This is a genomic window from Streptomyces sp. 6-11-2 (genome assembly GCF_006540305.1).
Lineage (GTDB): Bacteria > Actinomycetota > Actinomycetes > Streptomycetales > Streptomycetaceae > Streptomyces.
Window position 1 is genome coordinate 764,112 of the sequence record NZ_BJOR01000001.1, and the last position, 21,119, is coordinate 785,230.

Here is a 21,119-nt window from a genome sequence, read left to right on the forward strand (position 1 = left end):
GGTGCGTCGCGGCGGGCGGGCTGCGCGGACTCAGGCGCGCAGCCAGACCGCCGTGTCCTGCGGGAGACGGCCGGTCTCGTCCAACGGGCCGCTGCTCAGCAGGAGTTCTGTGTGTCCGGGGAGTTCGGCGGGGGTGGCGGCGAGGTTGACGACACAGGTCGTGCCGTCGGCGCGGGTGAAGGCGAGGACGCCTTCGGGGGCGGGCAGCCAGGTCAGGGGGGCGTCGCCGAAGGCCGGGCGGAGGCGGATCGCCTCGCGGTAGAGGGTGAGCATGGAGGAGGGGTCGCTCTGCTGCCGGTCGACGGCGTACACGGGCCAGTCGGCGGGCTGCGGCAGCCACGGTTCCTCGTGGGAGCCGAAGCCGGCGTGGGGCGCGTCGGCCGCCCACGGCAGCGGGACCCGGCAGCCGTCGCGGCCCGGGTCGGTGCCGCCGGAGCGGAAGTGCATCGGGTCCTCGACGCGGTCGAGGGGGATGTCGGCCTCGGGCAGGCCGAGTTCCTCGCCCTGGTACACGTAGACCGCGCCGGGCAGGGCGAGGGACAGCAGCGCGGCCGCACGGGCCCGCCGGGTGCCGAGGGACAGGTCGGTGGGGGTGCCGAAGGCCTTGGCGGCGAAGTCGAAGCCGGTGTCGGCGCGGCCGTAGCGGGTGACCGTGCGGGTGACGTCGTGGTTGCACAGCACCCAGGTGGCGGGTGCCCCCACCGGGGCGTGCTCGGCGAGCGTCGTGTCGATCGAGTCCCGCAGCCGTCCGGCGTCCCAGGGACAGGACAGGAACGAGAAGTTGAAGGCGGTGTGGAGTTCGTCGGGGCGCAGGTAGCGGGCGAAACGCTCCGGGTCGGGCAGCCACACCTCGCCGACGAAGACGCCCTCGTAGGCGTCGGCCACGGCCCGCCAGGAGCGGTAGACGTCGTGGAGTTCGTCGCGGTCGACGAACGGGTGGGGATCGCGGCCCTCGACGAAGTCCGGCAGCGCGGGGTCCTTGGCGAGCAGGGCGGCCGAGTCGATGCGGACGCCCGCGACGCCCCGCTCGAACCAGAAGCGCAGGATGTCCTCGTGCTCCTGGCGGACCGCCCTGTGGGCCCAGTTGAGGTCCGGCTGCTCGGGCGTGAACAGGTGCAGGTACCAGTCGCCGTCGGGCAGCCGGGTCCACACCGGTTCGGTGGAGCCGACGAACTGTGACGGCCAGTCGGTGGGCGGCAGTTCGCCGTGCCGGCCGCGTCCGGGGCGGAAGTGGAACAGCTCGCGTTCCGGGCTGCCCGGCGGCGCGGCGAGCGCGGCGCGGAACCACGGGTGCTGGTCGGAGACGTGGTTCGGTACGACGTCGACGATGGTGCGGATGCCCAGTTCCCGGGCTTCCGAGATCAGCTTCTCCGCCTCGGCGAGGGTTCCGAAGGCCGGGTCGATGGCCCGGTAGTCGGCGACGTCGTAGCCGCCGTCCTTCATCGGCGACAGGTACCACGGGTTGAACCACAGGGCGTCGACGCCGAGTTCGGCGAGGTACGGGAGCTTCGCGCGGACTCCGGCGAGGTCGCCGGTGCCGTTCCCGTCGCCGTCCGCGAAGCTGCGCACGTAGATCTGGTAGATGACGGCGGAGCGCCACCAGTCGGTCCGCTTCCGGGCATGGGTGGGCTGTCCCACAGTGCGTGCCTTTCTGTCGAGGGGGCCGTGTCAGCCCTTGGTGCTGCCGGCGCTGATCCCGGCGATGATGTGCCGCTGGAAGACGAGGAACAGGGCGACCATCGGAATGCTGGCGATCACCATCGCGGCGACCAGCACGGTCAGTTGGATGTTCTGCGACAGCTGGACGAGGGCCACGCTGATCGGCTGCTTGCCGGTGTCGGAGAAGACCATCAGCGGCCACAGGAAGTCCTGCCACACGGCGACCAGGGCGAAGATCGAGACCACGCCGAGGACCGGCCGGGACATGGGCAGCACCACGGACCACAGGATGCGCAGCCGTCCGGCGCCGTCGATCTCGGCGGCCTCCAGTACGTCCCGCGGGAGCTGGTCGAAGAACCGTTTGAGGAGGTAGAGGTTGAAGGCGTTGGCGACGGCGGGCAGCCAGATCGCGAGGGGGTCGTTGAGCAGGCTCGTGTGGATCAGCGGCAGATCGGCGACCGTCAGGTACTTCGGTACGACCAGGGCCTGGGCCGGGACCATGAGGGTGGCCAGGATGCCGCCGAGGACCACCTTGCCGAAGGCGGGCCTCAGCTTGGACAGGGCGTAGGCGGCGGCGGTGCAGAACACCAGCTGGAACGCCCAGGCGCCGGCGGCCTGTACCACCGTGTTCCACAGGTGCTGCGGGAGCTGCATCAGGTCCCAGGCGTCGGTGAAGCCGTCGAGGTGCCAGCGCTTCGGCAGCAGGGTGGGCGGGGTCTGCGCGACCTCGTCCGGCGACTTCATCGCGCCGGTCGCCATCCAGTAGACCGGGAAGAGGAAGGCGAGCGCGAAGAGCAGGACGACACCGGTGAACACGGTCCAGTAGACGGCCTTGCCGCGCGGGCGGGCCAGGACGGCCGGGGAGATCAGGGTCCGGGTGCTCATGCGTCCCCCTCGGAGCGGGTGAGCCGCAGATAGGCGGCGGAGAACCCGCCGAGCAGGACCAGGAGCATCACGCTGAGCGCGCAGGCCCCGCCGAAGTCGTTGTAGAGGAAGGCGTACTTGTAGATGAGGTAGAGGACAGTGACCGTGGCGTTCTCCGGGCCGCCGCCCGTGATGACGAACGGCTCCGTGAACACCTGCATGGTGGCGATGATCTGAAGGAGCATCAGCATCAGGATGACGAACCTGGTCTGCGGGACCGTCACGTGCCGGACGCGCTGGAGGAGGTTCGCGCCGTCCAGTTCGGCGGCCTCGTACAGCTCGCCGGGGATGGACTGGAGCGCGGCCAGGTAGATCAGGACGGTGCCGCCCATGTTGGCCCAGGTCGCCACGATCACCAGGGAGACCAGGGCGGTGTCGGTGCCGTTGGTCCAGTTCGAGGTGGGCAGGTGCAGGAAGCGCAGCGCCTCGTTGGCGAGGCCGGCGCCGGGGTCGTAGAACCACTTCCACAGCAGGGCGCTCACCACCGGCGGGATCATCACCGGCAGATAGACCACGACCCGGAAGAAGGCCTTGGCGTGGCGGAGTTCGTTGAGGACCAGGGCGAGGACGAACGGGACGGCGAAGCCGATGAGCAGGGCCAGCAGCGTGAAGGTGAGCGTGTTGCGCCAGGCCGCCGTGAACTCCGGGTCGTGCAGGACACGGGTGAAGTTCGCGGTGCCGACCCACTCGGGCTCGGAACCCGGCGTGTACTTCTGGAAGGCGATCACGACCGCGCGGATCGCCGGGTACCAGGAGAACAGGGCGAAGCAGACGAGGCCGCCGAGGAGGAATCCGTAGGCGTGGAGCTGGTCGCGCAGTCGCCGCCGCCTCCGGTCCCCTGCCGGGGGCGGCGCCGGGAGGGGGCGTACGGCGACCGCCGGGGCGGATCGCCGCGCTGCCGTCTTCGTCATCGCCGTCAGCTCCGGGCCAGGATGCTGTCGATCTTGCCGGAGGCGTCCTTGAGGAGCTGGTCGATATTGGCGTCCTTCTTGGTGAGGACGGCGGAGACGACGCCGTCGAGGACGGAGTAGATCTGCTGGGCGTTCGGCGGCTCGATCTTCAGCTGGAGGTTCTTGTTGCCGTCGAGGAAGGCCTGGTAGTTCTCCACCGGGACGTTCGCGTTGGCCTTCTTGACCTCCTGGTCCTTGGCGTCGGCGGCGCCGGTGAACAGGCGCGGCTCGGGCAGGCCGACCGGGCCGTCGTTCTTCTTGGCGCGGGCGTAGTCACCGAGGAAGCCGGAGCCGGGGGTGAGGAACATGTGGTCGAGCCACTTGAGGCCGGCGCGGATCTGCTCGGGCGTGTCCTTCTTGTTGAACATGTAGCCGTCGCCGCCGATGAGCGTGCCCTTGCCGCCGGGCATCGGGGCGAGGGCCAGGTCCTTGTAGTTGCCGCCCTTCTCCTTGACCAGGATCGGGATGTTGTCGGGGGCGGAGAGGTACATCCCGAGCTTGCCCGAACCCATCATCTGCTGCACGTCGTTGATGATGAGGAGTTGCTTGCTGCCCATGGAGTCGTCGGTCCAGCGCATGTCGTGCAGGTTCTGGAGCACGGCGTGGCCCTCGGGAGTGTCGACGGTGGCCTTCTTGCCGTCGGCGTCGACGACGTCTCCGCCCTGCGAGTACAGCTCGGCGGTGAAGTGCCAGCCGCCCTGGTTCTGGGCGCTGTAGTCGGCGTAGCCGACGGTGCCGCCGCCGAGTGCGGCGATCTTCTTGGCGGCGGCGCGGACCTCCTCCCAGGTGGCCGGGGGCTTGTCGGGGTCGAGGCCCGCCTTCTCGAAGAGCTTGCGGTTGTAGATCAGGCCCATCGAGTAGCCGGTGCGCGGGACGCCGTAGATCTTCCCGTCGACGGTGTAGATGTCGCGCAACTGCTGCTGGATGGTGTCGTAGCTCTTCAGCTCCTTGACGTACGGGGTGAGGTCGGCGGCCTGGTTGATGTCCACGACGTGCTTGGCGTCGGTGAAGTAGGTGTAGAAGACGTCCTCCATCTGGCCGCCGGCCAGCTTGGCGTCGAACGTCTTCGGGTCCTGGCAGGGGAAGGCGTCGTGCGCGACGACGTCGATGTCCGGGTTCCGCTTCTCGAAGGAGGCGATGTCCTCCTCGAAGAACTTCCGGTCGACCTTGGCGCTCTTGGGCGGCTCGCAGTTGACGGTGATGCGGGTCTTGCCGCCGGACGACTCGTCGTCCGACGACCCGCAGGCCGTGGCGACGAGGGCAAGGGAGGAACAGACGCCGATCGCCACAAAGGTGCGGCGGAAGCCGGTGCTTGACATCGGTGGACCCCTCTGGACAGGAGCTGTGGGCGCCGCACACTCAAGCACCGGCGACACCGCTTCGCAAGATGTCGCGCATAATCTGTAATTATTTGACAGGAGAGAGGATCTGTTGGATCTCAGGCACGCGGCGCTTGCGCGGTGGAGCCGCGGACCACCAGTTCCGGCTCGAACAGCAGCTCGTCGGCCGGTACGGAGGTGCCGCCGATCTGCGCGTTGAGCAGCTCGACCGCCGCCTTGCCCATCGACTCGATGGGCTGGCGCACGGTGGTGAGCGGCGGTTCCGTGCAGTTCATCAGCGCGGAGTCGTCGTAGCCCACGACGGAGATCTGGGCGGGCACGTCGAGTCCCTTGCGCCGGGCGGCCCTTACGACGCCCAGTGCGAGCGGGTCGCTGGCGCAGATGATGCCGGTGACCCCGCGGTCGATCAGCTTGGCCCCGGCCGCGTGGCCACCCTCGATGGAGAAGATCGCCCGGGCCACGCACTCCTCGGGCAGCTCGCCCGCGAGAGCGCGGGCCGCCGCCAGCTTCCGCGCCGACGGCACATGGTCGCCCGGCCCGAGCACCAGCCCGATCCGCTCGTGCCCGAGGGAGGCGAGATGGCGCCAGGCCTGCTCCACGGCGACCGCGTCGTCGCAGGACACCGCGGGAAACCCGAGGTCCTCGATGGCCGCGTTGACCAGCACCACGGGGATGTTGCGGTCCGCGAGCCGCCGGTAGTGGGCGTGCGGCGCGTCCGCCTGGGCGTACAGCCCGCCGGCGAACACGACGCCGGAGACCTGCTGTTGCAGCAGCAGCTCCACGTAGTCCGCCTCGGAGACCCCGCCCTTGGTCTGGGTGCACAGCACCGGGGTGAGCCCGAGCTGCGCCAGCGCGCCGCCGATGGCCTCGGCGAAGGCCGGGAAGATCGGGTTCTGCAGCTCGGGCAGGACCAGGCCCACCAGCCGGGCCCGCTCCCCGCGCAGCTGCGTGGGCCGCTCGTACCCGAGCACGTCCAGCGCGGAGAGCACCGCCTGCCGGGTGGCGTCGGACACTCCGGGCTTCCCGTTGAGCACCCGGCTGACCGTGGCCTCACTGACCCCGACCTTCTTCGCCACTTCCGCAAGTCGTCGCGTCATACACGCAAGCCTAGCGCAAGAAACGCAAGCTGCTTGCGTAAAGGAAGGCCGGCGTCGCCCTGCTAGATCCTGCTCTCCGTGGCCGTGTCCGACGACAGGCGCTGGGCTATGTAGATCGGGACGACGGAAAGCAGGACCAGTACGGCCGCCACGACGTTCACCACGGGGGCCTGTTGGGGTCTGGTCATGTTGTTGAAGATCCAGATGGGCAGGGTCTCGACGCCGGGTCCTGCGGTGAAGGTGGTGACCACGACCTCGTCGAAGGACAGGGCGAAGGCGAGCAGACCCCCGGCGAACAGGGCCGACCGGACCAGGGGGAAGGTGACGTCGGCGAAGGCGCGGAAGGTGTTCGCACCGAGGTCCATCGCCGCCTCCTCGTAGGAGCCGGAGGTACGGCGCAGCCGGGCCACGACGTTGTTGAAGACGACGACGATGCAGAAGGTGGCGTGCCCGACGACCACGGTGAACAGTCCGAGGCCGACGCCGAGCGGCCGGAGCACCGTGGAGAAGGCGGAGTTCAGGGCGATGCCGGTGACGATGCCGGGCAGCGCGATCGGCAGGACGACCACGAAGGAGAGGGTGTCGCGGCCGAAGAAGCGGTGCCGGGCCACCGCGAAGGCGATGAGCGTGCCGAGGACCAGGGCGATCGCGGTGGCGCCCAGGCCCGCCTTCACCGAGACCCAGACGGCGTCCCGCGCCCCCGAGTTGTCCCAGGCCACCGACCACCAGTGCAGGGTCAGGCCGGACGGCGGCCAGCTGGCGCTGCGGTCCGGGTTGAGTGAGTTGACGAGGACCAGCAGGAGCGGGACGTAGATCACCGCGAACCCGAAGGCTGCGGCGGCGTGCAGCGCGATGCGCGCGCCACGGGAGAGCTGCATGACGTGGTACACCCCCCTGGGAAGGCTGCCGAGGACGGTCAGAGGCTGCTGAGGGCGCCGGTGCGCCGCATCGCCAGCAGATAGAGCACGATGACGACGACAGGGACCGTGCCGAGCGCGGCGGCCATGGGCAGGTTGAGTTCGATGTTGGAGTAGACGAGGTTGCCGATCAGCTGGGTCTTGCCGCCGACGATCTGCACGGTGATGTAGTCGCCGAGGCTGAGCGAGAAGGTGAAGACCGACCCGGCGGCGACCGCCGGCAGCACCATCGGCAGCACCACCGACCGGAAGGTTCGCCAGGGGCGCGCCCCGAGGTCGGCGGAGGCGTCGAGCAGATTGCCGGGCAACTGCTCCAGCGCGGTGTGGATCGGCAGGATCATGTACGGCAGCCAGAGGTAGGTCAGGGTGAGGAGGGCGGCCGGCAGGCCGAAACCGGGGCCGCTCAGCCCGAACGGCTTCAGCATCCAGTCCGCGAGCCCGCCCTGGGACAGGATCAGCCGCCAGGCGTACACCTTGACCAGGTAACTCGCCCACAGCGGCGTGAGGATGGCGACCACCAGCAGCGGGCGCCACCGGGGCCGGGCGATGCGCGCGGTGAAGAAGGCGAGCGGGAAGGCGATCACCGCGCACAGGGCGGTGACCGCCAGGGCCACGCCGACGCTGCGCAGGATCACCTGGTGGAAGACCGAAGTCGTCAACAGGGCACGGAAGTTGTCCACCGACCAGACCTTGACGACCTCGGAGGTGAAGGAGTTCGTCGTCCAGAAGGCGGAGAGGAAGAGCACGGTCAGCGAGCCGAGGTACAGCACGGCCAGCCACAGCAGCGGGGCGGTCAGCAGCAGGGAGAGGCGCAGCCGGGGGCGGCGGTGCAGCATCCCGGCCAGCCGCCGGACGGTGGCCCTGGAGCCCTGTCGTCCGGCGGCCTGGGCGGTGACGGTCATGGTTCAGCCCTTGATCTCGGTCCAGGCCTGCACCCACTTGGCGTACGGCACGCAGGTGACGTCCGTGCGGCCGTCCAGGCACTGCGGGATCGGCGTGTTCCAGAAGGCGACCCGCTTCCAGTAGGCGGTGTCGGCCGCGTGGTAGATGGCGCAGAAGTCCTTGTCGCTGGTCTGCTCGCAGGCCTTGGCGTTGGCGGGGGCCTCGCCGAAGTATTCGGCCACCTGGGCGTTGGCCTTCGGGGAGACGATCCAGTCCAGCCACTTGTAGGCGCAGTTGGGGTGCTTGGCCTTGGCGGAGATCATCCAGGTGTCGGACCAGCCGGTCGCGCCCTCCTTCGGCACGAACGCCTTCACCTTGGCGCCCTCGGAGGCGGCGAGGTTCACGATGACCTGCCAGGTGGTGCCGACCAGGGAGTCCCCGCTCTTGAAGGCGGAGACCTCCTTGAGGTAGTCGCCCCAGTACTCGCCGACGTCGGCGTTCTGCTTCTTCAGCAGGGCGACGGCGGCGTCGAACTGCTTCTGGTCGAGCGCGTACGGGTCCTTGATCTTCAACTCGGGCCTGGTGGCCTTGAGATACAGGGCGGCGTCGGCGATGTAGATGGGCGAGTCGTAGGCCGTGACGTGGCCCTTGTACTTCGCCGCGTCGTCGAAGACGGCCGACCAGGAGGTGGGCGCGGGCCGCACCTTCTCGGTGTTGTACATCAGCAGGTTGGCGCCGCGGCCGTGCGGGATGCCGTAGGCCTTGCCTTTGACGGAGTTCCAGGCCTGCATCTTCAGGTCGTCGAAGACGTCCTTGTAGTTGGGTACGAGGGCGGTGTTGACCGGGGCGGCGTCGCCGGAGGCGATCAGGCGCAGGGAGGCGTCGCCGGAGGCGGACACGGTGTCGTACTCCCCCGTCTTCATCAGCTTGACCATCTCGTCGGAGCTGGCGGCGACCTTGGAGTGGACCTGGCAGCCGGTCTGCTTCTCGAAGTCGCCGACCCAGTCGACCTTGGGGTCGTTGGAGCCGTCCTCGACGTAGCCGGCCCAGGCGATCACGTTGACCCGGCCCTCGGTCTTCCCGAGTTCGGACTGCGCCTTGAGGTCGGGAGGGTTGAGGCCGGTCGCGGAGGTGCCGCTCCCCGAGTCGGAGGAGCCGCACGCGGTGGCGGCGAGCAGCAGTGTGAGGGCGGCGGCCGTCTGGAGGGTTCGGGTCAGGCGCACGGCGTACTCCATGGGTGAGGGGGTGTGGTGCTCAGCGGGCGTCGGGGACCTGGACGGCGTGGCGGCGGTGCCATGCCAGCCGTACGCGGGTGCCGCGGTAGGCGGCGACGTCCTCGGCGGAGGTCTCCAGGTTCTGCTGGAGTGCGGTGAGACGGCCGCCGGTGTCGAGGTCGACCAGGAAGCGGGTGGAGTCGCCCAGGTAGACGACCTCGGCGACGGTGCCCGTGGCGGTCGCCTGCTCGGGTTCGTCGGCGACGGCGGACTCCTTCAGGACGCGGATCTTCTCCGGCCGGACGCTGTACGTTCCGGGGATGCCGAGGATCCGCTGGGCCGACTCGCCCTCGAGAAGGTTGGAGGTGCCGACGAAGGACGCGACGAACGGGGTCGCCGGGCGTTCGTAGATCTCGGCGGGGGTGCCGACCTGTTCGACGCGGCCCTGGTGGAAGACGGCGATGCGGTCGCTCATCGTCAGGGCCTCCTCCTGGTCGTGGGTGACGAACACGAAGGTGATGCCGACCTCCCGCTGGAGCGCCTTGAGTTCGACCTGCATCTGCTCGCGCAGCTTGAGGTCGAGGGCGCCGAGCGGTTCGTCGAGCAGCAGGACGCGGGGACGGCCGACCAGGGCGCGGGCGAGGGCGACGCGCTGGCGCTGGCCGCCGGAGAGTTCGGCCGGGCGGCGTCCGCCGTAGCCGTCGAGGCGCACCTCGGCGAGGGCCTTGCGGGCGCGGACGAGCCGTTCGGGCTTCGGCACCTTGCGGATCTTCAGGGCGTAGCCGACGTTCTGCTCGACGGTCATGTGCGGGAAGAGGGCGTAGTCCTGGAAGACGGTGTGGACGTCCCGTTCGAAGGGGGCGAGGCCGGTGACCTCCTGCCCGGCGAGTTCGACGCGGCCCGCGTCCGGGGCCTCGAAGCCGGCGATCAGACGCAGGACCGTGGTCTTGCCCGAGCCGGAGGGACCGAGCATCGAGAAGAACTCCCCGTCCCGGATCTCCAGGTCGACCCCGGCCACGGCGGCCGTCTCCCCGAACGTCCTGCGCAGACCCTGCAGCCGGACGGCAACTCCCTTCATGGGGAACCTTTCTGACGCTCGTGATCGTTGAGCGGAAACCTATGAAGTCATAGTTCAAAGCTCAAGACCGCCTCTAGGTAAAAGTTGGGTCAACTGGCAAGGTGGTGGCCGTGAAGCAGGGACACGTCGAGAACGGCGCCGGGAGCCCGCGCGGGACGGTGGACGCGGGTGAAGCCGGCACCCGCAGAGTCGTCTTCGCGCCGGTGGACAGCCGGGCGCGGGTGGACACCGTGGTGCGCAGGATCGGCGACGCCATCGAACTCGGTCTGCTCGCCGAGGGGGAGCAGCTGCCCGGCGAGAGCGAACTGGCCGGGCAGCTCGGCGTCTCCACGGTGACCCTGCGGGAGGCGCTGATGGCGCTGCGGCAGCAGGGTCTGGTCACCACCCGGCGGGGGCGCGGCGGCGGCAGCTTCGTCTCCTTGCCCGAACTTCCGGGCGAGGAACGGCTGAAGGCCCGGCTGCGCGGCTGGGGCACGGAGGAGCTGCGCGACCTCAGCGACCACTGGGCCGCCCTGTCGGGCGCGGCGGCCGGACTGGCGGCCGAGCGCACCGAGTCCGGCGATCTGGGCCCGCTTCTGCGTACCGTCGAGGAGCTGGCGGCTGCCGAGGACGCGGCGGCCCGCAGCCGGGTCTACGGCCGGTTCCATGTGGAACTGGCGGCGGCCGCGCAGTCCGCGCGGCTCACCCGGGAGCAGATCGCGCTCCAGACGGAGGTCGGCGCGCTGCTGTGTCTGGTGCTCGGCGACGACGAATATCGTGAAGAAGTCGCAGATCGTCATCGCGCCGTCGTCTCCGCCGTGCAGGATGGGGCCCGTGATCCGGCCCGCACGCTGGCGGAGCGGTGCGTCCAGGAGTCGGCGGCGCGACTCATCGCCGTGCGGCTGGGCCTCTGACGACGCGGCGTCCGGCCCTGCCCCCTGGAGGACGCCATGAGCACGAGCCGCGTACATGCCGGGGCGGCGACCGTGACCCGCGACGCGTGCGCCGGGGAGCGCGTCGCCGCGCGGGTGGGCCGCACGCTGGAGGCGGTCTTCGGCGCGGTCGCCGAGACCCGCGCCGAGACGGCGGATCTGCTGGCGCGGGTGGTCGCCGAGGGCCGCGCGCCGGTGAGCGCCGACCTCGCCGCGCTGCGGCCGGGGCTGCATCTGCGGCTGGGCCGCGAGGAGCTCGTGTCGGGGGCCGGTTTCGTCGCCGCGCCAGGGCTGCTGACCGACGTGCCGGCCTGGCTGGAGTGGTGGCAGTGCACCGCGCGGGGGGACGTACGGCCGCTGCTGCTCGACCTGGATCCGCGGCAGTCGGCGTACTCGGACTACACGCACTGGGACTGGTTCGTCCTGCCCCGTGACACCGGGCGGCGGGCCGTGGCCGGGCCCTACGTCGACTACTTGTGCTCCGACGAGTACAGCCTGACCCTGTCCGCGCCGGTCCAGGTGGCGGGCCGGTTCGCGGGCGTGGCCGCGGCGGATGTGTATCTACGGCACTTCGAGGCTGCCGTACTGCCCCTGCTGCGCGAACTACCCGGCCCCGCCCACCTGGTGAACGCCCGCGGCCGCGTGGCAGCCTCCGCCGACCCGTCCCATCTGGCCGGCTCCCTGACCAGGGGCCCGGACTTCTCGGCGGTTCTGGAACGGGGCCGCCCCAGAACCCACGACGGAAACCACCTGGTGCCGTGCCGGGGCGTGCCCCTCATCCTGGTGATCAGGACCTCGTGACCGAGCCGGGCCCACGGCGCCGGGGGCGGGATCCACGGCGGCCGGAACGGGATCCGTCGGCGGGAACCGTGCGGCGGCCGCCGGTGGCCGTGGCGGGTCCGGGCAGGCTTTGGTCGTCCTGTCCTGCGCCGCACGGGCACGGGACAGCAGGCCTCCCGAAGCAAGTCCACCCCGCGGAAGGCCGGAGCACCGCCCGGGTCACCACCGGACCCGAAGGTCGCCGCACGCCCTGGGGCAGGAGGTCGGTCGCCCCCGTGGAGCCGGGACGGCCCGGCGCCGTCGGCGACCTGAACGCCGACGGTGCCGGGTCAGCCCTCCGGGGCCGAGACCACGCTCAGGTGGCCGGCCGGACGGCGGCCCGGACCCGTCCTGCGCCGCACGGGCGCGGGACGGCGGGCCTCGCGGAGCACCAGGGTGAGGCGGGTGTAGCCGAGGTCCTGGAGGGTCGCCGGGGTCTCCTCGATGATCCGGCACTCGGTGGCGCCCCAGCGCGGGTCGGGGTGCAGCAAGGGACGTACCGAGCCGTCGGACACGACCGCCGTCTCGCCGACCGCGCGGAGCCAGTGCGGCAGCCCCTGCCGGTAGGCGGCCTCCATGATGGGGTCCTCGGCGATGTCCTGGAGGATGGCCTGAAGTCCGTGGTCGTGGCCACTGCGCTCCACCGTGGCCGCGAAGTGCGCCAGCATCGGCAGACACCAGCGGGACTCGTGCTCGCCGAGGACCGTGCCCGCGTCCGGGTGGAACAGGACGAACCGGAGGAAGTTGTCGCCCGGCATGGCCGTCGGATGCGGGCCGACGCCACGGAAGAGTGACGTGAAAGCGCTGTTGGTCAGGACCACGTCCCAGGTGTGGTCGACGACGAGGGACGGGAAGGGGACGGCCTCCAGGAACGTGGTGTAGTCCCGGAGGTAGGCCTGCGCCTCGGAACGAACGGGGACGGACCGCGGCGCCGGCCGCTGCCCTCCTGCCTGATGTGCCATCGGGAGGTCACCCCTCTTGCCTCTGGGCCTTCACGCGGCGCCTTGATCCTGCTTCCCCTCCATGAGGCGTGTCAACTATCGTGGCATTCCATGCCGATTGACGGCTGAAATTGGCCACAGTTGTGGCGAGACCTGGATGCGAGTTCGAACGACCGGTTACTCTCCGGGAAGTTCACGGCACCCCGCCTTTGTGAGAAGCCTGTGAGAGACGTAGGAGATCTGTCGGTGACGGATGGCATCGAGGATCCGGGCGCCACGGCCTCGGCCGTGCTGCCGGCCGTCGTCGCACGCGTCACCGCGCTGGCCGACCGGCTCGACGTGCCCCAGGCGGAGGTCTTCGACGTCGGCCGCCTGTCCGCGGCCAGCGGCGTGCCGGAGCCCGTGGTCAGAACCCTGCTGAGCGGCCGGTCCGCGGGTGAGCCGGACGTGCAGGCCCGCTTCCTGCAACGGCTCGACCTGCTGCGCCGCACCCGGCTCAAGCCCAACGGGCGCCGCTACACCCAGCAGGAGATCGCCGACGGCGCGGGCATGTCGCGGCAGCAGGCGGGCGCCCTCATCAACGGCGACCGGCGCCCCACCATGGAGCACTGCGACGCCATCCAGCGCTTCTTCCGGGTGCACGCCGGATTCCTCACCGCCGAGGACCCCGAGGCGCTCGCGGGGGCCCTTCAGTGCACCGAGCAGGAACTCCTCCAGCGGCTCGCCGACCGTGAGCGGGAGGCGGACACGGCCGCCGACGACCCGTTGGAGCGGCTGCTCCAGGACCACGGCGTGCGCGGGATCGCCTGGCGGGCCGCGCAGCTGCCCACCGACCAGCACCGCGACAAGGTCGCCGAGTGGCTGGACATGCTTCTGGAGAGTGTCAAGCGGCCCGAGCCGTGATGCCGGGGAGAGGCGTGCGCCGCGGGCGGCCCGTCCGCTTCCGTACGACCGCCTTGCCTCCCGGATCCGCCGGCGGGCTGTGGCTCGACATGACCGACCAGGACCTGGCTCTCGTCCAGGAACGCACCGCCCCCGAAAACCAGTTGGCGATCCTCGGCCAGGAGCCGTGCCACATGCGGGCCGGGCACCACGGCCATCACGTGGACGCTGCAGGAGTCGCCACGCGCCTGGTCGACGACGGCGCCGATCTCCGAGTGGCCGTACCCCATGCCGCCGCGCGCAGCCGGTTCGACCTCGCCGAGGAGGAGGACAAGGAGGAGGCGGCGGAGAGCTTGCCGCTGCTACCGGCAGGCAAGTGCCGTACGTGGCCCGTGGGTTCGTCCCTGCGCGGGCCGGTGCGGCGCGACGTCCGGCCCGGCGGATCGAGGCGTCCTTCAGTCGCCTGGGGCGGCGGGTGGAGGGGGACGGCCCGCGCGGGAACCGGTCGGAGGCGCAAGGGGTCCGGGGTGCCCGGGGTTTGATTCGCCTGAGCTGAGTGGGCGAACCGGCGCGGAGCGCGAGGGCATTGTCAGTGGTGGGCGGCAAGCTGGAGGCCGCGCCACCGCCGTGCGGAGGCGCCGTGCGCCGTCCGGGCGACCGGGCGCGCGACCGTGTGACGCCGAAACCGGGGAGAGCGATCCATGCCCACCGCCGTACTGACCGACCACGAACGCACCGCCGTCCAGGCCTATCTCAGGCTCCTGCACACGGTACGCGCCGCCTTCGACGGACCTCCGGGCGGCGCCCGCCCACCGGTGGTCCCGCCCTCCGTGCTCGCCGAGGCGGAACAGGCGCTGGCCCGGGCGGGCCTGACGGGCAACGAGGAGGCGTTCTTCCGACTTCTGGAGAGCTGGTGCCCCAGGCCGTGACCCGTCAGGCGCGCGGAACCGTCACCGCGGTGACCACCAGTCCCTGGCCCACGGTCCAGCGTCCCTCGAAATGACCGAGGCGCCGTCCGTCGACCAGGGGACCCGGGACGAGGAGCCGGGCGCGGAAGACGCCGTGCGGCGCCGGCCCCGCGGCGGTGCTCACCTCGACGTCCGCCTCCTCGAAGTCCAGCCACTTGCCGGTGAGCGGGAACCAGGCCTTGTAGACGGACTCCTTCGCGCTGAACAGCAGCCGGTCCCAGTGCACGCCGGGGTGCAGCGCGGCCAACCGCGCCAGGCGCCGCTCCTCGGCGGGCAGGGCGATGGTGGACAGCACGCCGTCGGGGAGCGGGGCGTGCGGTTCGGCGTCGATGCCGAGGGAGGCCAGGTCGGTGGCGCGGACCAGGGCGGCGGCGCGGTAGCCCTCGCAGTGGGTCATGCTGCCCGCCAGCCCCTCCGGCCAGCGCGGAGCGCCCCGCTCACCGGGCAGCACGGGCCGCGGCGGTACGCCGAGCTTCTCCATGGCCACGCGGGCGCAGGCGCGCACGCCGGCGAACTCGCGCCGGCGCTTGCCGACCGCCCGCTCCACCACCGCCTGCTCCTCGGGGTGGAGCGGGGCCAGGTCGGTCTCGTCGTCGCCGTACGCCTCCACGGCCACCACCGAGTCCGGAAGCAACTCCTCGATCACCGGGTTCCGACCTCCAGGGGAAGAATGGGGCGCAGCCTGCCCGGAGGCTCCTTGCGCTTGCGCCACTCTCGGGGGTACCCGACCGACACCTCCTCGAAGCGGACGCCCTCGTGGTGGGTGGTCCGCGGGATGTGGAGGTGGCCGTAGACCACGGCGGCCGCGCGGAATCTGCGGTGCCAGTCGGCGGTGCGCCGGGTGCCGCACCACATGGCGAACTCCGGGTACCACAGGACGTCCGTCGGGTGCCGGTGGAGCGGGTAGTGGTTGACGAGCACGGTCGGCAGGTCGCCGGGGAGTGCGGCGAGCCTGCGTTCGGTCTCGGCGACCCGTGCCGCGCACCAGGCCTCGCGGCTCGGATACGGGTCCGGGTGCAGCAGGAACTCGTCCGAGCAGACCACGCCGGTGCCGTGCGCGTAGGCCAGTCCCTCGTCCTTGGTCGCGCAGCCGGCCGGCAGGAAGGAGTAGTCGTAGAGCAGGAACAGCGGTGCCACGGCCACCGGGCCCCCCGGCCCGTCCCAGACCGGGTAGGGGTCCTCGGGCGTCGTCACTCCCAGTTCACGGCACAGCTCGACCAGATGCTCGTAACGGTCGACGCCCCGCAGGGTGACGGTGTCACGCGGATGGGTCCACAGCTCGTGGTTGCCGGGGACCCAGACCACCTTGCGGAACCGGCCCGCCAGTGTCTTCAGGGCCCAGCGGATGTCGGCGACGGTCTCCGCGACGTCGCCGGCCACGAGCAACCAGTCGTCGTCCCGTTCCGGGGCCAGCCGCTCGACCAGGGCGCGGTTCTCGCTGTAGCCGATGTGCAGGTCGCTGATGGCGAGCAGCCGCCCGGCCCCACCGGCCTTTCCCGTCACCTCTCGCCCCCTGTCGTCCACATGATGGGCACCACAAGAGCACATCCGGCGGCACGGAGACAAGCGCGGCCCGCGCCGGTCGCGAAGGCGGAACCGCGGCGGGCCGGGCCCCGTCTCCGGGTGGCACGACCCGGTCTGCGGAAGTCGTATGATCACCCCAACACCGCCGCCTCAACTCCCTTTCATACAGGGCGGCTTGGTGTCCCTCCTTCCCCTCTGGCCGGGCTCGGCCCGCTTCGCCCTGCCCGCGACCCCCCGAAAGGCGGCCCGCATGGTCTCCCGCGTACGCGTCTGGCTCAACCGCACGTACGCGGAGAACGTCTTCTTCATGGATCAGCTCCGGAGGAATCCCGGCGACCGGACCGTCGAGATCCACGCCACGCACGGCGACGCCGACTCGCCCGTGCTGGCCGCCGCCGACACCGCCGAGCTCGAACCGGAGGGCCTGTCCCCCGCCGCCTACGTCGAGTACGCGCTGGACCAGTGCGCACGGCGCGGCATCGACGTGTTCGTGCCGCGGCTGAACCAGGCCGCGATCGTGGCGCACCGCGCCGACTTCGCGGCCGCGGGCACCGCGCTGCTCGCGCCGACCCCGGAGGCGGTGGCCGTCTTCGCGGACAAGGCGACGGCGTACGAGGCGGCCCGGTCGATCGGTGTACCGGTGCCGCCGTGGTGGCGGGTCCGCACGGCCTGCGAACTCGTGGCTGCGGTAACGGAATTGGAGGAGTCCGGGCATCTGGCGTGCTTCAAGCCCGCGGCCGGTGCGGGCGGCATCGGCTTCCGCGTCATCACACGCGCGCCCTTCTCGCTGAGGCAGCTGAGCGGCTTCCCCGGCCCGCACGTTCCGCTGGACCTGGTCCTGCGGGCCCTGGAGCAGGCGGACGGTCCGGTGGACTGGCTGGTGATGCCCCGGCTGGAGCAGCCGGAGGTGTCGGTCGACTGCCTGACCGGGCCGGACAACCGGATCCGGCTGGCCGTGGGGCGCACCAAGAACGGCCGCCGCCGCGGCTTCACGCTGCACGAGCAGTGGCTTGAGCCCGCCCGGCGGATCGCGGAGGGCTTCGGGCTGCACTATCTGTCCAACATCCAGTTCCGGATGTACGGCGACCGCCCGGTACTGCTGGACGTGAACCCGCGTCCGGCGGGCGGACTGCACCAGCTCGCGCAGTGCGGGATCAACGCTCCTTGGACCGCTGTGCAGTTGGCGCTGGGTGAGGATCCGGGGGTGGTGGCGCCGCCGTTCCTCGGGCAGGACTACACCGTGGTGTCGGGGCCGCGTCCGCTGCGGCCGGAGGCGATGGTCCGGCCACGGAGCGAGATGCCCGCGCAGGCGGCCGTGGCCCGTACCGGGGCCCCGGCGTAGCGGCCCGTCCGGGATCGGTATGGACCAATCACGGCGTCATGTCTTGACACCCGGATTGGTCCATACCAACTTGGTTGCGCACCTCCTGCACAGCCCGCCTGCACCTCTCTGCACCTTTGTGCCTCCCGAACACCCCCATATCCTCAGGGAGATAGCGTGCGCGACACACTGAGACGTCCCGGACGTCGACTCCTCGCCCTGCTCGGCTCCGCGGCCCTGGCCCTCGCCGGAGCCATCGCCCTGCCGGGCACGGCCCACGCGGCCAACATCCTGAACAACCCCGGCTTCGAGTCGGGCGGCCTCTCCCCCTGGACCTGCACCGGCAACCTCGGTTCGGTGGTCTCCTCCCCCGTGCACGGCGGCTCCAAGGCCCTCGCCGGCGCGGTGACGTCGAGCGACAACGCCCAGTGCAGCCAGTCCGTCCCGGTCCAGCCGAACACGACGTACAAGCTGAGCGGCTGGGTACGCGGTTCCTACGTCTACCTCGGCGTCGACGGCGGCCCCTCGACCTGGACGTCGTCCCCGTCGGCGTACGGCCAACTGGCGGTCTCCTTCACCACCGGCGCCACCCAGACCAGCGCGACCGTCTACGTCCACGGCTGGTACGCGCAGGGCACCTACTACGCCGACGACATCAGCCTGGACGGCCCCGGCGGCGGTGGCGGCGGCGACACCCAGGCGCCGACCGCGCCGACGAGCCTGACCTCCACCGGCAAGACGTCCTCCAGCGTGTCGCTGAAGTGGAACGCCGCCACGGACAACGTGGGCGTCACGGCGTACGACATCTACAGCGGCTCCAGCCAGGTGCTGAGCGTCTCAGGTACCTCCGCCACGGTGAGCGGCCTGTCGCCGAGCACCTCCTACACCTTCACGGTCAAGGCGCGCGACGCCGCCGGGAACGTCTCCGGTGCCTCCAACTCCGTGACGGTCACCACCGACGCGGGCAGTGGCGGCGGTGGCGGCTTCAAGCAGGCGGCTCCGTACCTGTACGAGGGCTGGGGCAGCCCGCCGAGCCCGACCTCGGTGATGAGCGCGACCGGCATCAAATGGTTCACGATGGCGTTCGTGCTCGACTCGGGCGGCTGCACCCCGTCCTGGGACGGCCAGCGACCGCTGACCGGCGGCGTCGACCAGACCGCCATCAACCAGATCCGCTCGGCGGGCGGTGACATCGTCCCGTCGTTCGGCGGCTGGAGCGGCAGCAAGCTCGGGGCCAACTGCTCCTCCGCGAGCGCGCTCGCCGGGGCGATCCAGAAGGTGATCAACGCCTACGGCCTGAAGGCGATCGACATGGACGTCGAGAACTCGGACGAGTTCGAGAACGAGGCCGTGCAGGCGAAGATCCTCACCGCGCTGAAGACCGTCAAGGCCAACAACCCCGGTCTGAAGACGATCGTGACCTTCGGCACCTCGACGACCGGCCCGACCTACTACGGCAACCGGCTCATCGAGCAGGCCAAGTCGCTGAACGCGGACATCGACGTCTTCACCATCATGCCGTTCGACTTCGGCGGCGGCGCGGACATGTACGGCAACACCGTGAACGCGGCCGAGGGCCTGAAGGCCAAACTGAAGTCGACCTTCGGCTGGGACGACGCCACCGCCTACTCCCACATCGGCATCTCCGGCATGAACGGACTGTCCGACCAGCAGGAGAACACGACCCCGGCGATCTGGACCCAGATCCGCGACTGGGCCAACGGCCACCACATCGCCCGGCTCGCCTTCTGGTCGGTCAACCGCGACCGGCCGTGCCCGGGCGGCGGCGTGGCGGAGAACTGCTCCGGCATCAGCCAGAACAACTGGCAGTTCACCTCGATCACGGCGGGCTTCACCGGCTGAGCCCGCAACCCGTCGCACACCGTTCGCCGTTGGCGTCCCCTCGGGTCCCCGGACCTGGGGGGACGCCCGCTTCGGGCTTGTTCCGGGACCGCTTCCGGGACTTCGTCCGCAACTTCTTCCGGATTTTTTCCGCCGGGGGTGTATCAGGGCCCGGACCAGCGACTCTCAAGGGTGGGGGAACGGGGAAGACGGGGGACGTGGACGGGGGACCACGGGGGAAACGGGGGACGGGGCGGTCGGTCGCCGTACGGGGGAGCGACCGACCGGCCCGGCGGACTACCTGAGATACGCCAGGCCGGGATGGACGGCGAGGTAGCCGTCGACGAGCCGGCGGGCGACGTTCACGGAGTCGACCAGCGGGTGCAGCGCGAAGGCCTTCACGGCCGTCGCACGGGAGCCCGACCCCGCCGCGGCGAGCACCTCGCGCTCGACCGCCTTGACCGCGCAGACCAGCCCGGTCGCGTGCCCGGGCAGCGGGTCGACCGAGACCGGGTGGGCGCCGTTCGCGTCGACCAGGCAGGGCACCTCGACCACGGCATCGTCGTCCAGCACCGAAAGGGTGCCCCGGTTGCGGACGTTGAGGATCAGCGTGGTGCGCTCGTCGCGGGCGATGGCCCGCATCAGGGCGAGGGCGACCTTCTCGTAGCCGCCGGAGAGGTCGTCGTCCTCCCGCTCCCCCGCACCCGCCGCCTCGCGGTTCTCCGCCATGTAGGTGGCCTCGCGCTCGGCGCGGGTTCGGTTCCAGGCCGGGAGGGCGGCGGCCTGCGGATCCCGCAACTCCTCGTAGAACCGGGCCTGCTGGTCGCGCAGGAAGGCGCCGCGGGTCTTCCCGGATCCCTGGTGGGCCTGTACGGCCTCGCGGTTGAAGTAGTAGTAGTGCAGGTACTCGTTGGGAATCGCGCCCAGCGACCGGAGCCATTCGGCGCCGAAGAGCCTGCCCTCCTCGAAGGAGCCGAGCAGTTCGGGGTCGGCGAGCAGGCGCGGGAGTTCGTCACGGCCGGCCACGCGCAGTCCGCGCACCCAGCCGAGGTGGTTGAGGCCGGCGTAGTCGATCCATGCCCGCCCCGGGTCCGCGCCCAGCACACGGGCGATGCGCCGGCCGAGGCCGACCGGCGAGTCGCAGATGCCGATCACGCGGTCGCCGAGGTGGCGGGACATGGCCTCGGTGACCAGTCCGGCCGGGTTGGTGAAGTTGATGAGCCAGGCGTCGGGTGCCAGCCGGGCCACCCGCCGGGCGATCTCCACGGCGACGGGTACCGTGCGCAGTCCGTAGGCGATGCCGCCCGCGCCCACCGTCTCCTGGCCGAGCACGCCCTCGGCGAGCGCCACCCGCTCGTCGTCCGCGCGCCCCTCCAGGCCGCCGACGCGGATGGCGGAGAACACGAAGTCGGCGCCGCGCAGGGCCTCGTCCAGATCGGTGGTGGCGCGCACCACCGGCGCGTCCGGTGCCCCGGCGGCCTGTTCGGTCAGCACCCTGGTGACCGCGGACAGCCGTCCGCCGTCCAGGTCGTGCAGGACGACCTCGGTGACCCGGCCCTCGGCACGGTCGGCGAGCAGTGCCCCGTACACCAGCGGCACGCGGAATCCGCCGCCGCCCAGAATCGTCAGCCTCACGCCTGCACCCTACGTCCACGTCCACCCCCGCGCCGGAGGCCGGTGACACGGGCCAGAGGCACGTCGGACGTCCCTTCTGTTGTGGTGAAGCCTTGAACTCCCGTTCCGCGCAAGGACTTTCTTTGTTTTAACTCTTGACGGTGGCGGAGCCCGGGGGCACATTGGCCGCGCACACACGATTGAGAGCGCTCTCAAGACCTCCCCGTACGTGTTCG

The 21,119-nt window shown here is 71.0% G+C and carries 19 protein-coding genes and 1 pseudogene; 7 read left to right on the forward strand and 13 right to left on the reverse strand.

Features of this window, described 5'->3' with window-relative positions:
- Positions 1 to 30 precede the first annotated feature (30 nt).
- From TNCT6_RS03395 to TNCT6_RS03435, 9 genes are all read right to left on the reverse strand, one after another.
- A complete protein-coding gene (locus TNCT6_RS03395) occupies positions 31 to 1,638 on the reverse strand; it encodes a glycoside hydrolase family 13 protein (RefSeq protein WP_141356422.1) in 1,608 nt (535 codons plus the stop codon).
- A 30-nt stretch (positions 1,639 to 1,668) separates the two neighbouring features.
- Positions 1,669 to 2,544, reverse strand: a complete 876-nt coding sequence (locus tag TNCT6_RS03400) for a carbohydrate ABC transporter permease (protein ID WP_141356424.1) — start codon at positions 2,542 to 2,544, stop codon at positions 1,669 to 1,671.
- Entirely contained in the window at positions 2,541 to 3,494 is a 954-nt protein-coding gene (locus TNCT6_RS03405) for a carbohydrate ABC transporter permease (RefSeq protein ID WP_141356426.1), read from the reverse strand. The genes TNCT6_RS03400 and TNCT6_RS03405 overlap by 4 nt, the downstream gene beginning before the upstream one ends.
- Before the next feature lie 5 nt (positions 3,495 to 3,499).
- A complete protein-coding gene (locus TNCT6_RS03410; RefSeq protein ID WP_141356428.1) occupies positions 3,500 to 4,852 on the reverse strand; it encodes an ABC transporter substrate-binding protein in 1,353 nt (450 codons plus the stop codon).
- Positions 4,853 to 4,971: 119 nt separating this feature from the next.
- Positions 4,972 to 5,970, reverse strand: a complete 999-nt coding sequence (locus tag TNCT6_RS03415) for a LacI family DNA-binding transcriptional regulator (protein ID WP_172632789.1) — start codon at positions 5,968 to 5,970, stop codon at positions 4,972 to 4,974.
- Between the two features lie 62 nt (positions 5,971 to 6,032).
- Positions 6,033 to 6,848, reverse strand: a complete 816-nt coding sequence (locus TNCT6_RS03420; RefSeq protein ID WP_141356430.1) for an ABC transporter permease — start codon at positions 6,846 to 6,848, stop codon at positions 6,033 to 6,035.
- A gap of 38 nt (positions 6,849 to 6,886) precedes the next feature.
- Positions 6,887 to 7,789, reverse strand: coding sequence for an ABC transporter permease (locus TNCT6_RS03425; RefSeq protein ID WP_141356432.1), 903 nt, complete (start codon positions 7,787 to 7,789; stop codon positions 6,887 to 6,889).
- 3 nt (positions 7,790 to 7,792) lie between these two features.
- On the reverse strand, positions 7,793 to 8,992 hold the full coding sequence (locus TNCT6_RS03430) for an ABC transporter substrate-binding protein (RefSeq protein WP_141356434.1): 1,200 nt from the start codon (positions 8,990 to 8,992) through the stop codon (positions 7,793 to 7,795).
- 31 nt (positions 8,993 to 9,023) lie between these two features.
- Positions 9,024 to 10,061, reverse strand: a complete 1,038-nt coding sequence (locus tag TNCT6_RS03435; protein WP_141356436.1) for an ABC transporter ATP-binding protein — start codon at positions 10,059 to 10,061, stop codon at positions 9,024 to 9,026.
- A 158-nt stretch (positions 10,062 to 10,219) separates the two neighbouring features.
- Here TNCT6_RS03435 and TNCT6_RS03440 point away from each other — a divergent pair, with 158 nt between their 5' ends.
- Together TNCT6_RS03440 and TNCT6_RS03445 are read left to right on the forward strand one after the other, a co-directional pair.
- Entirely contained in the window at positions 10,220 to 10,954 is a 735-nt protein-coding gene (locus TNCT6_RS03440; protein WP_141366028.1) for a FadR/GntR family transcriptional regulator, read from the forward strand.
- Positions 10,955 to 10,990: 36 nt separating this feature from the next.
- On the forward strand, positions 10,991 to 11,773 hold the full coding sequence (locus TNCT6_RS03445) for a cache domain-containing protein (RefSeq protein ID WP_172632791.1): 783 nt from the start codon (positions 10,991 to 10,993) through the stop codon (positions 11,771 to 11,773).
- A 308-nt stretch (positions 11,774 to 12,081) separates the two neighbouring features.
- Here the strand turns inward: TNCT6_RS03445 and TNCT6_RS03450 are convergent, their stop codons facing one another.
- On the reverse strand, positions 12,082 to 12,753 hold the full coding sequence (locus TNCT6_RS03450; RefSeq protein ID WP_141356438.1) for a hypothetical protein: 672 nt from the start codon (positions 12,751 to 12,753) through the stop codon (positions 12,082 to 12,084).
- Between the two features lie 225 nt (positions 12,754 to 12,978).
- On the opposite strand from TNCT6_RS03450, the gene TNCT6_RS03455 reads away from it, so the two are divergent.
- The 3 genes and pseudogenes from TNCT6_RS03455 to TNCT6_RS03465 all read left to right on the forward strand — a co-directional run bounded on the left by TNCT6_RS03455 (position 12,979) and on the right by TNCT6_RS03465 (position 14,543).
- Positions 12,979 to 13,635: a helix-turn-helix transcriptional regulator gene (locus TNCT6_RS03455; protein ID WP_141356440.1), complete on the forward strand. Its 657-nt coding sequence runs from the start codon at positions 12,979 to 12,981 to the stop codon at positions 13,633 to 13,635.
- Positions 13,635 to 14,170, forward strand: a pseudogene (locus TNCT6_RS03460) (toxin-antitoxin system, toxin component). The gene TNCT6_RS03455 and the pseudogene TNCT6_RS03460 overlap by 1 nt, the downstream one beginning before the upstream one ends.
- Before the next feature lie 145 nt (positions 14,171 to 14,315).
- Entirely contained in the window at positions 14,316 to 14,543 is a 228-nt protein-coding gene (locus TNCT6_RS03465; protein ID WP_141356444.1) for a hypothetical protein, read from the forward strand.
- A 4-nt stretch (positions 14,544 to 14,547) separates the two neighbouring features.
- On the opposite strand, the gene TNCT6_RS03470 is transcribed toward TNCT6_RS03465, so the two are convergent.
- Together TNCT6_RS03470 and TNCT6_RS03475 are read right to left on the reverse strand one after the other, a co-directional pair.
- Entirely contained in the window at positions 14,548 to 15,228 is a 681-nt protein-coding gene (locus TNCT6_RS03470; RefSeq protein WP_141356446.1) for a 4'-phosphopantetheinyl transferase, read from the reverse strand.
- Positions 15,225 to 16,085, reverse strand: a complete 861-nt coding sequence (locus TNCT6_RS03475) for a metallophosphoesterase (RefSeq protein ID WP_141356448.1) — start codon at positions 16,083 to 16,085, stop codon at positions 15,225 to 15,227. The genes TNCT6_RS03470 and TNCT6_RS03475 overlap by 4 nt, the downstream gene beginning before the upstream one ends.
- 271 nt (positions 16,086 to 16,356) lie before the next feature.
- Between TNCT6_RS03475 and TNCT6_RS03480 the strand changes: the two genes are divergently transcribed.
- Both TNCT6_RS03480 and TNCT6_RS03485 read left to right on the forward strand, forming a co-directional pair.
- Positions 16,357 to 17,448, forward strand: coding sequence for an ATP-grasp domain-containing protein (locus tag TNCT6_RS03480; RefSeq protein ID WP_141366032.1), 1,092 nt, complete (start codon positions 16,357 to 16,359; stop codon positions 17,446 to 17,448).
- A gap of 156 nt (positions 17,449 to 17,604) precedes the next feature.
- On the forward strand, positions 17,605 to 19,290 hold the full coding sequence (locus tag TNCT6_RS03485; RefSeq protein ID WP_141356450.1) for a carbohydrate binding domain-containing protein: 1,686 nt from the start codon (positions 17,605 to 17,607) through the stop codon (positions 19,288 to 19,290).
- A 276-nt stretch (positions 19,291 to 19,566) separates the two neighbouring features.
- Here the strand turns inward: TNCT6_RS03485 and TNCT6_RS03490 are convergent, their stop codons facing one another.
- Complete coding sequence (locus tag TNCT6_RS03490; protein ID WP_141356452.1) at positions 19,567 to 20,904, reverse strand: 6-phospho-beta-glucosidase; 1,338 nt, start codon at positions 20,902 to 20,904, stop codon at positions 19,567 to 19,569.
- Between the last annotated feature and the right edge of the window lie 215 nt (positions 20,905 to 21,119).

What these genes read in the sequence shown, in the direction of transcription:
- TNCT6_RS03400 (WP_141356424.1), bottom strand. Translation starts at nt 2,544, where the DNA reads ATGAGCACCCGGACCCTGATCTCCCCGGCCGTCCTGGCCCGCCCGCGC.
- TNCT6_RS03405 (WP_141356426.1), bottom strand. Translation starts at nt 3,494, where the DNA reads ATGACGAAGACGGCAGCGCGGCGATCCGCCCCGGCGGTCGCCGTACGC.
- TNCT6_RS03410 (WP_141356428.1), bottom strand. Translation starts at nt 4,852, where the DNA reads ATGTCAAGCACCGGCTTCCGCCGCACCTTTGTGGCGATCGGCGTCTGT.
- TNCT6_RS03415 (WP_172632789.1), bottom strand. Translation starts at nt 5,970, where the DNA reads ATGACGCGACGACTTGCGGAAGTGGCGAAGAAGGTCGGGGTCAGTGAG.
- TNCT6_RS03420 (WP_141356430.1), bottom strand. Translation starts at nt 6,848, where the DNA reads ATGCAGCTCTCCCGTGGCGCGCGCATCGCGCTGCACGCCGCCGCAGCC.
- TNCT6_RS03425 (WP_141356432.1), bottom strand. Translation starts at nt 7,789, where the DNA reads ATGACCGTCACCGCCCAGGCCGCCGGACGACAGGGCTCCAGGGCCACC.
- TNCT6_RS03435 (WP_141356436.1), bottom strand. Translation starts at nt 10,061, where the DNA reads ATGAAGGGAGTTGCCGTCCGGCTGCAGGGTCTGCGCAGGACGTTCGGG.
- TNCT6_RS03445 (WP_172632791.1), top strand. Translation starts at nt 10,991, where the DNA reads ATGAGCACGAGCCGCGTACATGCCGGGGCGGCGACCGTGACCCGCGAC.
- TNCT6_RS03450 (WP_141356438.1), bottom strand. Translation starts at nt 12,753, where the DNA reads ATGGCACATCAGGCAGGAGGGCAGCGGCCGGCGCCGCGGTCCGTCCCC.
- TNCT6_RS03465 (WP_141356444.1), top strand. Translation starts at nt 14,316, where the DNA reads ATGCCCACCGCCGTACTGACCGACCACGAACGCACCGCCGTCCAGGCC.
- TNCT6_RS03480 (WP_141366032.1), top strand. Translation starts at nt 16,357, where the DNA reads ATGGTCTCCCGCGTACGCGTCTGGCTCAACCGCACGTACGCGGAGAAC.